Origin of the sequence: Pseudomonas sp. AM8, from assembly GCF_036346475.1 — a bacterium.
Taxonomy (GTDB): Bacteria; Pseudomonadota; Gammaproteobacteria; order Pseudomonadales; family Pseudomonadaceae; genus Aquipseudomonas; species Aquipseudomonas marginalis.
Window position 1 is genome coordinate 114281 of sequence record NZ_JAOTNX010000014.1, and the last position, 13520, is coordinate 127800.

The 13520-nt window shown below is 56.4% G+C and carries 12 protein-coding genes and 4 tRNA genes; 12 read left to right on the forward strand and 4 right to left on the reverse strand.

Annotated features, from left to right (window positions below; genetic code table 11):
• The first annotated feature begins 5 nt into the window (after positions 1-5).
• From V3W40_RS28405 to thiO, 3 genes are all read left to right on the forward strand, one after another.
• Positions 6-536, forward strand: a complete 531-nt coding sequence (locus tag V3W40_RS28405) for a pilus assembly PilX family protein (RefSeq protein WP_065924077.1) — start codon at positions 6-8, stop codon at positions 534-536.
• A gap of 11 nt (positions 537-547) precedes the next feature.
• On the forward strand, positions 548-949 hold the full coding sequence (locus V3W40_RS28410) for a type IV pilin protein (protein ID WP_065948457.1): 402 nt from the start codon (positions 548-550) through the stop codon (positions 947-949).
• 62 nt (positions 950-1011) lie between these two features.
• A complete protein-coding gene (gene thiO / locus V3W40_RS28415; RefSeq protein ID WP_330216122.1) occupies positions 1012-2121 on the forward strand; it encodes a glycine oxidase ThiO in 1110 nt (369 codons plus the stop codon).
• Here the strand turns inward: thiO and V3W40_RS28420 are convergent.
• Both V3W40_RS28420 and V3W40_RS28425 read right to left on the reverse strand, forming a co-directional pair.
• Complete coding sequence (locus V3W40_RS28420) at positions 2108-2341, reverse strand: PP0621 family protein (protein WP_027606845.1); 234 nt, start codon at positions 2339-2341, stop codon at positions 2108-2110. The genes thiO and V3W40_RS28420 overlap by 14 nt on opposite strands.
• Positions 2342-2466: 125 nt before the next feature.
• Positions 2467-3492, reverse strand: a complete 1026-nt coding sequence (locus tag V3W40_RS28425) for an outer membrane protein assembly factor BamD (protein ID WP_027606844.1) — start codon at positions 3490-3492, stop codon at positions 2467-2469.
• Between the two features lie 149 nt (positions 3493-3641).
• Between V3W40_RS28425 and rluD the strand changes: the two genes are divergently transcribed.
• From rluD to V3W40_RS28460, 7 genes are all read left to right on the forward strand, one after another.
• Entirely contained in the window at positions 3642-4604 is a 963-nt protein-coding gene (gene rluD, locus V3W40_RS28430; RefSeq protein ID WP_027606843.1) for a 23S rRNA pseudouridine(1911/1915/1917) synthase RluD, read from the forward strand.
• Positions 4601-5326, forward strand: a complete 726-nt coding sequence (pgeF, locus tag V3W40_RS28435; protein WP_065924078.1) for a peptidoglycan editing factor PgeF — start codon at positions 4601-4603, stop codon at positions 5324-5326. Before rluD ends, pgeF begins: the two co-directional genes overlap by 4 nt.
• Before the next feature lie 146 nt (positions 5327-5472).
• Positions 5473-8037, forward strand: coding sequence for an ATP-dependent chaperone ClpB (gene clpB, locus V3W40_RS28440; protein ID WP_027606841.1), 2565 nt, complete (start codon positions 5473-5475; stop codon positions 8035-8037).
• 303 nt (positions 8038-8340) lie between these two features.
• Positions 8341-8416 (forward strand) — tRNA-Asn (locus tag V3W40_RS28445).
• A 9-nt stretch (positions 8417-8425) separates the two neighbouring features.
• Positions 8426-8502 (forward strand) — tRNA-Pro (locus V3W40_RS28450).
• A 5-nt stretch (positions 8503-8507) separates the two neighbouring features.
• Positions 8508-8583: transfer RNA gene (locus V3W40_RS28455), tRNA-Lys, on the forward strand.
• Positions 8584-8771: 188 nt separating this feature from the next.
• Positions 8772-8848: transfer RNA gene (locus tag V3W40_RS28460), tRNA-Pro, on the forward strand.
• Between the two features lie 171 nt (positions 8849-9019).
• On the opposite strand, the gene V3W40_RS28465 is transcribed toward V3W40_RS28460, so the two are convergent.
• Both V3W40_RS28465 and mobH read right to left on the reverse strand, forming a co-directional pair.
• A complete protein-coding gene (locus V3W40_RS28465; RefSeq protein ID WP_330216123.1) occupies positions 9020-10354 on the reverse strand; it encodes a site-specific integrase in 1335 nt (444 codons plus the stop codon).
• A complete protein-coding gene (gene mobH, locus V3W40_RS28470; RefSeq protein ID WP_442962870.1) occupies positions 10351-12249 on the reverse strand; it encodes a MobH family relaxase in 1899 nt (632 codons plus the stop codon). The genes V3W40_RS28465 and mobH overlap by 4 nt, the downstream gene beginning before the upstream one ends.
• A 193-nt stretch (positions 12250-12442) precedes the next feature.
• Between mobH and V3W40_RS28475 the strand changes: the two genes are divergently transcribed.
• Together V3W40_RS28475 and V3W40_RS28480 are read left to right on the forward strand one after the other, a co-directional pair.
• Positions 12443-12931, forward strand: a complete 489-nt coding sequence (locus V3W40_RS28475; protein ID WP_033899063.1) for a hypothetical protein — start codon at positions 12443-12445, stop codon at positions 12929-12931.
• A 235-nt stretch (positions 12932-13166) separates the two neighbouring features.
• The gene (locus V3W40_RS28480) at positions 13167-13508 is read left to right on the forward strand and encodes a hypothetical protein (protein WP_033899060.1); all 342 of its coding nucleotides are present in this window, start codon (positions 13167-13169) and stop codon (positions 13506-13508) included.
• The last annotated feature ends 12 nt before the right edge of the window (positions 13509-13520 follow it).

Below are 13520 nucleotides of genomic sequence, written 5' to 3' on the forward strand. Positions count from 1 at the left end.
CGACCATGGTGCTTGCTGGGGGTGTTTCTTCGCGGCAGGGGGGGATGGTCCTGCTGATAAGCCTGGTGTTTTTGCTGCTGTTGTCGTTGATCGGCCTGTCTTCGATACAGGGGGCGGTCACCCAGCAAAAGATCACCGGTAGCCTGTGGCACCGCAACCAGTCGCTGCAAGCCGCAGAAAGTGGCTTGAGGCTGGGAGAGCAAGGTGTGAGGCGAAAGGGCGCGGCCTTGCCGCAGTGCCAGTCGATCGCTGCCTGCGGGCCACCGGATGAAGCGTTTTCGGTGGTGGGTGCCGGGCCCCATCCTGTGTCATCGGTTAACTGGGTTGCCATCAAGGGTGGTCTCTACGGTATTCAGTCCCTGGGGCCTGGCGCAGGGCTGCCGCATGTGCCGCCGCAAGCCCTGGCGACGTTGTACCGGGTAACAGCGGTCGGGCTCAGTGGTCAATCGCGCACGGTATTGGAGAGCGTATATGCGCGGGTGGAGGAGGAGAGTGGCTCGCGGTTTCGGCGGGTTTCGTGGCGGCAACTTCAATAAGGAGCAATGGAATGGGCATGGACAGCCAGGGTTTTACCCTGATCGAGCTATTGATCACCGTGGCGATCATCGCGTTTCTGGCCGGAATCGCTTACCCCGGGTACACCGGCCATGTGAAAAAGGTCTATCGCACGGAAATTGTCGCGCTGTTGACCGAGCAGGCTCAGCGCCTGGAGCGGTTTCATATGAGGAACGGCACTTTTATTGACGCAAGCGGCGTCAGTACGGGCAATGATCGCTATAGAATCACCGCAGCGTTGAACCCTCAGGATTTCTACCTGGTTGCTACACCGGGCGCCGATTCGTTGATGGCCGGCGACCCTTGCGGTGACTTCAGCCTGGACAGCAGCGGTGCGCGTGGCAATCCGGGGGCGGCACCTGAAATGTCGCGCCAGACATGCTGGGGGCAATGATGAGGGTGCTGGATGATTGGGCGCCGGGGGCGTTTATTCCTATTTATCGACTGGATCAAATGATGGCTAAGCAACAGCAAGTGGTGATTGTCGGTGGCGGAGTCATCGGCTTGTTGACGGCGTTCAATCTGGCAACCCAGGGGCAGGCTGTGATCTTGCTGGAGCGTGCCGGTGTGGGGCAGGAGTCGTCATGGGCGGGCGGAGGCATTGTTTCGCCACTGTATCCGTGGCGCTATAGCCCGGCGGTCACAGCGTTGGCCCATTGGTCCCAGGATTTTTATCCGCAACTGGCTGAGCGGCTGTTTGCCGCTACCGGTGTCGACCCGGAGGTCCATACCACGGGGTTGTACTGGCTGGACCTGGACGATGAAACCGAGGCGCTGGACTGGGCTGCTCGTGAAGGGCGGCCTTTGAGCAAGGTCGATGTGTCTGCCGCCCATGACGCGGTTCCTGTCTTGGGTGGCGGGTATGCCCAGGCGATCTATATGGCCAACGTGGCCAACGTGCGCAACCCGCGCCTGGTCAAATCCCTGAAGGCCGCGCTATTGGCCCTGCCTGCCGTGACCGTTCACGAACAGTGCGCAGTGACCGGTTTTGTTCTGGATGGCGGCAACGTAGTGGGCGTGGATACGGCAGAGGGGCCGATTCTAGGGGATCAGGTGGTGCTTGCAGCGGGGGCGTGGAGCGGCGAGTTGCTCGGCACACTGGGCTTGGCGCTGCCGGTAGAGCCGGTCAAGGGGCAGATGATTTTGTACAAATGCGCGTCGGACTTCCTGTCGAGCATGGTCCTGGCCAAAGGGCGTTATGCGATCCCTCGGCGCGATGGGCACATCCTCATTGGCAGCACTCTGGAACATGAGGGGTTCGACAAGACGCCAACCGACACCGCGCTGGAAAGCCTCAAGGCTTCGGCTGTGGAACTGATTCCCGCCCTGGCCGACGCCGAAGTGGTGGGGCATTGGGCCGGCTTGCGGCCCGGCTCGCCGGAGGGCATCCCCTATATCGGTCGGGTACCCGGCTTCAGCGGGCTGTGGCTCAACTGCGGGCATTACCGCAACGGGTTGGTCCTGGCGCCGGCATCGTGCCAGTTATTTGTCGATTTGCTGCTGGAGCGTGCGCCGATCATCGATCCGGCACCCTATGCCCCCGAAGGTCGGATCAACGCTGGATAGACTTCGGTCCTTGCTCCAGATGCGCCTGGGTGCAATACCACTCCTGGCGCGAACTCAGGGCGCGATCCTGCGGCAAGTGCACACCGCAATGTGCGCAGCGCACCATCAACGCAGCGCCGGGCTCGCTGGTGCGTTGCTGCCTGGCGGTCGGGCTTTTGAATTTGCGCCAGAACCATACCGCGGCAGCAATAACGGCAATCCAGAACAGAAGACGAAGCATGATGGGCGGTTTCTCGATAAGGAATGCGCCAGTTTAGCCAAGGACGTGGCAGGCGCACAGCGCAATAATCCTTGCCCATAAAAAAGGAGCCCCGAAAGGCTCCTTTTTGCGTTGCGTCGACAGGCTCAGTCGAACACACCGAAGGTCATGTAGCTGAACCACGAGCGGTCCTGGTTGTTGCCCAGGGCCTGCGGCTCTTCTTCTTCGATCACGTCGCCGTTCTCGTCGTGCGGCTTGAGGTCCGAAGGAATGGCTTCCTTGGCATCCTGGAACTGCTTGATCACGTCCTGGTTGGCGCGAGTTTCGCCCGGCGGCAACGGCGGCCGCGACTCGATCAAGCCCAGGGTGTACTTGCTCAGCCACGAGCGGTTGTCTGCTTCGGCAACCTGAGGCACGAACTGGCCGTCTTTCAGGCTCGGGTGATCAGGGTAGTTGAGCTTCAGGGTTTCCAGGCTGGTGCTGGCCAAGTCGTCCAGGTGCAGACGTTGGTAAGCCTCGGTCATCACCGCCAGGCCGTCACCCACGGAAGGGGTTTCCTGGAAGTTTTCCACCACATAACGACCACGGTTGGCGGCAGCTACATACGCCTGGCGGGTCAGGTAGTAGTGGGCCACGTGGATTTCGTAGGAAGCCAGCAGGTTACGCAGGTAGATCATGCGCTGCTTGGCGTCCGGCGCGTAGCGGCTGTTTGGGTAGCGGCTGGTCAACTGGGCGAACTCGTTGTAGGAGTCGCGAGCGGCGCCTGGGTCTCGCTTGGTCATGTCCAGCGGCAGGAAGCGCGCCAGCAGGCCAACATCCTGGTCGAACGAGGTCAGGCCCTTCATGTAGTAGGCGTAGTCCACGTTCGGGTGTTGCGGGTGCAGGCGGATGAAGCGCTCGGCGGCGGACTTGGCAGCCTCCGGCTCGGCGTTCTTGTAGTTGGCGTAGATCAGCTCAAGCTGGGCCTGGTCGGCGTAGCGCCCGAACGGATAGCGCGACTCCAGGGCCTTCAGCTTCGCTGTGGCGCTGGTGTAGCTATTATTGTCCAAGTCTTTCTGTGCCAGTTGGTACAGCTCGACTTCGCTCAGGTTTTCGTCGACGACTTCCTTTGTTGACGAGCAAGCAGCAGTCATGGCGAGGATGGCGATCAGCAGCAGGTGTTTCACTTGCATGGCGGCTTGCGTCCCTATGACGGCCGCTGTCTTGGGCGGGGCCGTCCTGTTATGATGAGCGCCCCGTTGAAAGCCTCGGGGCAAAAGACGCCGTATTTAACCACAAGCGCGCAGCCGAAACCAAAGGCTGTGCCACGCCTAGTCTGAGCATGTCCGATAAAATTGAACTTCGCGCAGAGGTGCCGTCCGAATTGGGCGGCCAACGCCTCGATCAAGTCGCCGCACAATTATTCGCTGAGCACTCGCGCTCGCGCCTTTCCGCCTGGATCAAAGACGGCCGCCTGACTGTGGATGGAGCGGTTATCCGCCCGCGAGACATAGTCCATGGCGGTGCGATTCTTGAGCTGACTGCCGAGCAGGAAGCCCAGGGAGAATGGGTCGCCCAGGACATCGAGCTGGACATCGTCTATGAAGACGACGACATCCTGGTCATCAACAAACCCGCAGGCCTGGTGGTTCACCCGGCGGCCGGGCACGCTGATGGCACCTTGCTCAATGCCCTGTTGCACCACATCCCCGACATCGTCAACGTGCCGCGTTGCGGCATCGTGCACCGTCTGGACAAGGACACCACCGGCTTGATGGTGGTGGCCAAGACCATTCAGGCGCAGACGCAACTGGTTACGCAATTGCAGAGCCGTAGCGTCAGCCGTATCTACGAGTGCATCGTGATCGGTGTGGTCGTGGCTGGCGGCAAGATCAATGCCCCAATCGGTCGCCACGGCCAGCAGCGCCAGCGTATGGCGGTGATGGAAGGCGGCAAGCAGGCGGTGAGCCACTACCGCGTGCTCGAGCGTTTCCGTTCCCACACCCATGTGCGGGTCAAGCTGGAAACCGGTCGTACCCACCAGATTCGCGTGCATATGGCCCACATCAACTTCCCGTTGGTGGGCGATCCGGCCTATGGCGGCCGCTTCCGCATTCCGCCTGCGGCGAGCCAGACCATGGTCGAATCGCTCAAGACGTTCCCGCGCCAGGCCTTGCATGCACGTTTCCTGGAGCTGGACCATCCGACGAGCGGTAAGCGCATGAGCTGGGAATCGCCACTTCCAGACGATTTTGTCTGGTTGCTGTCGCTGCTCAAGCAGGATCGCGAGGCGTTTGTCGGATGAATGACTGGCTGATTCCTGACTGGCCCGCGCCTGTCGGGGTGAAAGCCTGTGTGACTACCCGTACGGGCGGCGTCAGCCAGGCGCCGTTCGACAGCCTTAACCTGGGCGATCACGTTGAGGACAGCCTTGAGGCCGTCCTTGAGAATCGTCGTCGCCTTACCGAAGCCTTTGATATTCAGCCGGCCTGGCTGCGCCAGGTTCATGGCGTGGATGTGGTCGAGGCCGACCCTGGCCGCACCGCCGAAGCCGACGGTAGCTGGAGCAGCACCCCCGGCATCGCCTGCACCGCGATGACCGCCGATTGCCTGCCTGCGTTGTTCTGCAACCGTGCCGGCACTCGTGTGGCTGCGGCCCATGCCGGTTGGCGTGGGCTGGCGGCGGGCGTGCTGGAGGCGGCCTTCGAAAGCCTCGACGCAGAGCCTTCGGACGTCTTGGTATGGCTGGGCCCGGCGATTGGCCCACAAGCTTTTGAGGTTGGCCCTGAAGTGCGTGAAGCCTTCATGCAGCACCTGCCGACAACTGCCGAAGCCTTTGTACCAAGCCTCAATCCCGGCAAATTCATGGCCGACATCTATCAGTTGGCCCGCCTGCGCCTTGCTGCGCGGGGCATCACCGCTGTTTATGGTGGTGGCTTCTGCACCGTGACCGACCCGCGCTTCTTTTCGTACCGGCGCAGCCCCCGCACCGGACGTTTTGCCTCCCTTATCTGGCTTGAACGCTAGACTCTGCTGATCTGGGTCAACGCTGATCCATATCAACCGCCGCTCGCTTGAATCTTCCAGAATCCACCCCATCTATAAGGGTATCTGGCAGGTTTCTTCATTCAGGATGTTTTATAGCTCCGGCCTGCTCAAAAGGAAGGTGACTAATGCGTATTGATCGTTTAACCAGCAAGTTGCAGTTGGCCTTATCGGACTCCCAATCCTTGGCGGTGGGGCTTGACCACCCGGCCATCGAGCCTGCGCACTTGATGCAGGCACTCCTGGAACAGCAAGGTGGTTCTATCAAGCCCTTGCTGATGCAGGTGGGCTTTGATGTCAATAGCCTGCGCAAGGAGTTGAGCAAAGAGCTCGACCAACTGCCGAAAATCCAAAACCCTACCGGCGACGTGAATATGTCGCAGGATCTGGCGCGCCTGCTTAACCAGGCCGACCGTCTGGCCCAGCAGAAGGGTGACCAGTTCATCTCCAGCGAACTGGTGCTGCTCGCCGCCATGGACGAGAACAGCAAGCTTGGTAAGTTGTTGCTCGGCCAAGGCGTGAGCAAGAAGGCCCTGGAAAACGCCATCAACAACCTGCGGGGCGGTGATGCGGTTAACGACCCGAACCACGAAGAGTCGCGCCAGGCCCTGGACAAGTACACCGTCGACCTGACCAAGCGTGCCGAAGAGGGCAAGCTTGACCCGGTGATCGGCCGTGACGATGAAATTCGTCGCACCATCCAGGTTCTGCAGCGTCGCACCAAGAACAACCCGGTGTTGATCGGTGAACCTGGCGTGGGTAAAACCGCGATTGCCGAAGGCCTGGCCCAGCGCATCATCAATGGTGAAGTGCCGGACGGCCTTAAAGGCAAACGCCTGCTGTCCCTGGATATGGGGTCGTTGATCGCCGGTGCAAAGTTCCGCGGTGAATTCGAAGAGCGCCTGAAATCCCTGCTTAATGAACTGTCGAAGCAGGAAGGGCAGATCATTCTGTTTATCGACGAGCTGCACACCATGGTCGGCGCCGGCAAAGGCGAGGGCTCAATGGATGCTGGCAACATGCTTAAGCCCGCCTTGGCGCGAGGTGAGCTGCATTGTGTCGGTGCTACCACGCTTAACGAATATCGCCAGTACATTGAGAAAGATGCGGCCCTTGAGCGTCGTTTCCAGAAAGTCCTGGTGGAAGAACCGAGCGAAGAGGACACCATCGCGATCCTGCGGGGCCTGAAAGAGCGCTACGAGGTCCACCATAAAGTGGCGATCACCGACGGCGCGATCATTGCGGCGGCCAAATTGAGCCATCGCTACATTACCGACCGTCAATTGCCGGACAAGGCCATCGACTTGATCGACGAAGCGGCCAGCCGCATTCGCATGGAGATCGACTCCAAGCCGGAAGTGCTCGACCGCCTGGATCGTCGCCTGATTCAGCTGAAAGTCGAATCCCAGGCCCTCAAGAAAGAAGAGGACGACGCGGCCAAGAAACGCCTGGAAAAACTCCAGGAGGAAATCGTCCGCCTGGAGCGCGAGTATTCGGATCTCGAAGAAATCTGGACCTCGGAAAAAGCCGAAGTACAGGGCTCTGCGCAGATCCAGCAAAAGATCGAGCAGTCGCGCCAGGAGCTGGAAGCCGCACGTCGTAAAGGTGACCTGAACCGCATGGCCGAGTTGCAGTACGGGGTGATCCCGGACCTGGAACGCAGCCTGCAAATGGTCGACCAGCACGGTAAGGCTGAAAATCAGCTGTTGCGCAGCAAGGTGACCGAGGAAGAAATCGCCGAAGTCGTTTCCAAGTGGACCGGCATCCCGGTGTCGAAAATGCTTGAAGGCGAGCGTGACAAGCTGCTGAAGATGGAGCACCTGTTGCACCAGCGCGTGATCGGCCAGGAAGAGGCGGTCGTGGCGGTGTCCAACGCGGTACGGCGTTCCCGCGCCGGCTTGTCCGACCCGAACCGTCCGAGCGGCTCGTTCATGTTCCTCGGCCCGACCGGCGTGGGTAAGACCGAGCTGTGCAAGGCCCTGGCCGAGTTCCTCTTTGATACTGAAGAGGCCATGGTACGGATCGACATGTCCGAATTCATGGAGAAACATTCGGTGGCTCGCCTGATCGGGGCTCCACCAGGCTATGTGGGCTACGAGGAGGGCGGTTACCTGACCGAGGCCGTGCGGCGTAAGCCTTACTCGGTGATCCTGCTGGATGAGGTCGAGAAGGCTCACCCGGACGTGTTCAACATCTTGCTGCAAGTGCTGGAAGATGGACGACTCACGGACAGCCACGGGCGCACTGTGGACTTCCGCAACACGGTGATCGTCATGACCTCCAACCTGGGCTCGGCGCAGATCCAGGAACTGGTAGGTGATCGTGAGGCCCAGCGCGCTGCTGTAATGGATGCATTGACCACGCACTTCCGTCCGGAATTCATCAACCGGGTCGACGAAGTGGTGATCTTCGAGCCATTGGCGCGGGATCAGATCGCGGGCATCACCGAGATCCAGCTGGGGCGTCTGCGCGGTCGCCTGGCGGAACGCGAGTTGTCGCTGGAGCTGAGCCGCGAGGCGTTGGACAAGCTGATCGCGGTTGGTTACGACCCGGTGTATGGTGCACGGCCTTTGAAACGTGCGATCCAGCGCTGGATCGAGAACCCGCTGGCGCAGTTGATCCTGTCGGGCAGCTTTATGCCGGGCACCAGCGTCGAGGCGACTGTGGAGAACGACGAAATCGTCTTCCACTGAGCCCTGATTGCACTGCAATAAGAGAAGGCCCTGCATCCCAGGGCCTTTTTTTTCGATAGGGCGTTGAACTGTAAGGCAAAGGCTTGTAAAGTGCGCCCCGCAGCAACGTCAGCCCACGGGTTTCTTCTCCCCAAGAAGAAATCAGAAAGAAGCGCAAATCATTGTCTTAAAAGCAATTTAAAGGGTTGACAGGGGTTTTTAAGATTGTAGAATAGCGCGCCTCAGAGACGCTAACGTAGCGATACGGACAGGGTCGAAGAGAAGGTTACACAGCAGTAAAAGTTGTACTTTGAAATATGTAGTTCCGTGATAGCTCAGTCGGTAGAGCAAATGACTGTTAATCATTGGGTCCCAGGTTCGAGTCCTGGTCACGGAGCCAATTTCAAACCGGGGTATAGCGCAGTCCGGTAGCGCGCCTGCTTTGGGAGCAGGATGTCGGGAGTTCGAATCCCCCTACCCCGACCATATTTGGGTCGTTAGCTCAGTTGGTAGAGCAGTTGGCTTTTAACCAATTGGTCGTAGGTTCGAATCCCACACGACCCACCATTTTTGAGACCAGTTAGCGCTGGAATCAAATCTTAGGATCAGAGGTTGAAGCTCTGATCAAGGCGGTTTTACGGTTTTGGAAAGTGTTACAGCACTTAGATATCGCCGTAGACATGCAGCCGTCTGAGGCGAACATTAGTTTCGCTTCGTAATGATGTCAATGTGCATCGGTTTTCCGCTGCACATTCCGGGGTATAGCGCAGTCCGGTAGCGCGCCTGCTTTGGGAGCAGGATGTCAGGAGTTCGAATCCCCTTACCCCGACCATTATTCAAGAAAAAAGGCGCCTTTATGGCGCCTTTTTTCGTTTGTGGATCAGATAGATACCTCGAATCTGCTAACTCGGTTGATTTTGTCCGCTAATTATTTGACAGGCACGCGAAAGCCTCTGGTTATCCAGAGCTCGCTACTGCGGTGCGGCTTGACCTAGGTGTCGTGCTACGGAGACGCCCGGGAGAACGATGTGCTTCCCATCGATCGCTCAGATTGGGTGCGTTTCCGGAATGTGCCGACGCCTAGCCCGCTTGCCATTAGCGTTAACAACAGATTCTGATCTATCTGATCTGATGGCGAATCTGTGGCAGATTCCATTGAGCCGCTATGTAGTTGTGCCGATGCGAACTCAAGAGCCTTCCTAAGCGCACTTGGGCCACTCGATCTGCTAGGTCTATCAATTATGACCTCTTCGATAGCCGCCTGTTGTTGTGGAGGCTGCAACGTTGTGGGCTTTGGATCGGCATTTTTTCGCGATGGCAATCTTATTTGAGCGAAAGGGGCTGTAATGGCTGAAGTCGGTGGTGTACCGCTTGAATCAACCCTTCTAACTCGGCTTAAAGCACCCTGAGCCAGACTTCTCTCGTGCAGAACAGCACGCATGTGGTCGTAGTCGACTTCGATGTAGTTCATCGTCGTTGCAATATTTGAGTGGTTCAGCAGACTTTTGGTGAGATGAATGTTCCGCTCTGGTTGTTTCATCAAGTCCGTGGCGAGGGTGTGCCTAAAGCGGTGAGGGGTCATCCGCACGCCGATTTTATCGGTGAGCTTGCGGTAGATCGACTCAACCTGATCGATGTTCATTTCCTTACCGTGATAGTGCCTCGAAAATCGGTTGACGTTAAACAGCTGATCGTCCGGTGAAAAACCTATCTTCTCCGCTTCTCCCAGGATTCTGCAAAGGTGTGGAGCAAGTCCCTCCATGATGGGTAGGAAAAACTCGCGATGGGTTTTCTCTGTTTCACCGCGAACTAGGATCATCTTGTTGTCCCAGTCGATATCCTTGTAGCGAAGGCATAGCAGGGCATTTAATCGAATACCGGTGTAATAAAACATCTCGAAAACGGTTAGCCAGAACCAAGCTGGTGTTATCTGGGTACGCTCTTGAGTACAGCGCTCTTGCCCAACAAGAGATGTGAGCCAGTTGCGAGCTCGTTGTATTGCTTCTCCATTGATTGTCTTACTGGCTCGCTTGGGTGGAATAACGCTTGTTTTTCTGAATGGATTGATCGTGGTGTGGGTCATCAGGCCGTGCTCAATTGCATAGCCCCAAACAGTACGCAGATGATTCGAATAGGTGTTCCAGCTTCGTTTGGATAATCCATTCTCAAGAATCTTCTTTCTCCATGCCAGTACCGCGCGATGATCAATCTCCTCAATCGGAGTTGTTCGGAAATGTTTAAGTAATGCTTTGGTCGATGCACGATAGATCTTCGCACTAGCATCGCGAAGGTCGTGAGCAAATATGTACTCCTCCGTTAACTTTAAAGGCGTGGTCATTCTGGCGATTCCAACATGTCTAATTTCAGAGACAAGCTTAAGTTGTCGAAGGGGACTTCAGAGAAAATCGTAAGCGGGTCAATAAGTAAGTACCCCTTGAGCTGCTTGGATTTTCGAGGCCCAACAACATTGCATGTCCAGATATTCAGGTGTTTTTCAGTTTTTTTATGGAGTTTCAGCTTCTCAAAACTCCGCTGAACCATCTGCCAAGCATTTACCTGCTGTGCTTTCGCCTGCAGTTCAATGTGAGGGAACTCCAGGACATAACGCTTGAATATTCCAGGCGTTACCAGCATGGCAGTCCCCGCCACCGTATGAACCTGTGCTTTGGCGTCATTTATGATGATGCTTCGGGATGCGATGCCTTTTTTAAGCCATTCAACAAATCCCTTACCGAAATCGGTGTTATTCCTTGGCATCGATGTTACTTCTATTGGAGTTGCGAGTGGCGAGACCCATTCATTGGTGCTGATGCAAGGCTGAGAATCATCCAATTGAAGGGGGGCGGTGTGTGCCGCTGAGACATTATGGTTATCATTGTTTGCTGGTGGCTCTTTGATATTACCAAGGAGGGCCAGTAGTTCGTCAAATTCAGCTGGATCGCTGGGAGAAGGCTGCGGGAGGTCAAATGGTATTGTTTCTGCCGGTGCTGAATCTGTATGCGCCCCGTTAAATTCATTGTCCTGGGGCAAGGTCTCTGGTCGCTTAGAGATGCTGCTTTCTGCCGAAGACTCTTCTACCGAATTGCCCGCTTCTACCTCAAGGGTGCCCGCGTATGCAGTTGGCCGATCGGTGGGGTCATTCCAGATCAGTGCCGGCGAAAGCTTCAACAGAGTGAAGGTGTTTCGCCAGCCGCGACCATTGTCGATCGTGGCCCTCCAGATCGCCTTGTCCTGGGTATTGGTCTGGATAACCCCCTGATCCTGCAGCATGTTGAAGAAGGGCGCATTCGAGCTGGGCACGCCCTCAACGCCCTGAGTCAGCAAGTAGGCCCGCAATTGATCTGCAATAGGTTTGCTAACCAGCCAAAGAGCATCCTGTGTCAGCCATCCATCTGACGGACCATCGGGTTGATTCAATTTGAATGTATCCCGGACCAAGTAGCGCAACCCTTCTGCCAATTGCCGCTGCAAAGACTGCTTGGGCGCGGACAATGCGCGGGATGGGTTTCCGCCCAGTTCCTGGGCTACGGACGCCTGGTCGGCCTTGACTACTATCTCTCCCAGAATTCCTGCGTGTTCGTATTGACCGGCCAATACAAAGACTAACTGCGACCACACTTCTGGGAAGTCACTGAGCCAGTCCAGAATCTCCGGGGAGAGGATCTGGGCGTAGATCAGTGCAGCTGCGGCCCCATGTAGTTGGTAGCTGCGTCCTTTCACGTAACGAAAGCGGTAAGGACGGTTGATTGGACCATGCCATGGGTGCCAGGTCTTACCTCCCTCCAGTTCGATATGCACGTCGACGGCAATCTTTCCAAGGTCATGTATCAGAGCGCCATAAGCTGCTGCGGCAGTCCACGCTTCAGCCTGTGCTGATTGAGATTCCGGTGGTGCGCCTATAGGGAGTAGATATGTCTGTCGGATCTTCAATGCATAGGCGACGATTTCAAGCCCGTGATCCAGCATGCCGCCAGGGTGTGCATGGTGGTGGTTTTGCGAAGCAGGGAGCTGCTGGACCAACTCCGCGTAGCGCTCAAGTGGAAGCCGATAGAGTTCTGCAAACTGAGAGCGGGATAACGATGCGCGTTGCCAAATGTTCTCCAGAAGTTTTTGTCGGCGCGGAGTTGCGAGCAAGTCCTGTGCCTGGGCTGGTTTCAGGTAGCCTTTCGGAGAAGAGGCGGCAGCAGGTAGCTTTTTGCTGCGGCGGAAGATTGAGAACATCGTCGGCTCCATTAATGAATCATGGGGCAGGCTTTTCTCCTATCAACGGGGGGGCGAGCAAGAGGAAAGGTTTACTGGTGGTCTCAGGTATTTCTTTTGGCGAAAAGCCATCTTTCTATGGTGGTGACGGAGAAAGGAATGCAAAATAATCGTCGTTTCGGTTTAAGGGCACGGTGCCGCAGATCGACCCGGTGAGGAAAAAATGATGGTTTCACTTCGCTACGCTACGAAATCAACCTCAGATAATGTTTGGGCACTTTGTGATTTGATACGTGACAATAAGTGTGATGAGATCATTCTTTTTGCGAGCGTAGAAAATGATCTTGACGACGATGAAGCAAGGTATAATAACAACCTTCCTCTGGTTGTCGCTTTAGCTAAATATATTATTCCTCACGTTGATAGCGTGTTTGTCGTTTTCGATGGGGTATTTTTAACCGCCGCGCGTTACCCTCGTTACGGCGAAGTACGTGACTTACTGGATGTTGCCGTTGCGTCAGACAAGGTTTATTACTCCGGGCGGAGAGCTCCACTTACTAGCGAAATGACGCCTGACGAGGCGGTTTCAACTCTTATTGGGCTAGGTCCTATCCAACCTTTGACGGTTGATTCCAGAGCTAATTACTTTTCTTTGCTCAGCAGTTTTACAGAAGAAGAGTTAGTTGAAATTTATATCCCGCGAGAGATTCCTTAAGATTGGTCCTTTTACCCGCTAAAAGCGGCCCTTTCGGGTAGGGCTTTTACCCTTGTGAACCATTCCATTCGCTTCTACAAAACCTTTTACCCTTTGGGCCATTTTTGCAGTGAAAACGGGCGGGCGTTTGGTGCCGAGTGTAACGGCCGTTTGTCTCCTGATCTTGCGGCAGAGAAAAATCGGTATTATAAGTAATGTCAAATCGCCTCTAGAATGGGCATGAAGGAGACGCGCCATGACCACACAGACATCCCAGGGAGTAGCAAGTCGTTTGGGCTATGGCCTGGGCCAGGTTGTGCGCCTCGTTTGGTGCAGTCATAACCGCACAATGCGCTGGGTTAAGCGTCTGGCTCTGATCGCATTGGCCGTGTTTTTTTGGACATGGCTGGCTAACGCCTTCATTGCAGTCTTGACTATTGGTATTATTTTTCTGGCCCTGATGAAGGGTGCAATTTCCCCACGTCATGAGGGAGGTCGGAAAGAGGGATTTGCAGTCGGCTGGCGAGATGGTCCCGATGGGTGGGGTTATTATGACATGTACGGAAATTGCCATACGTTTGGGGATGCCGATGAGTAGCGCCCTGACGTA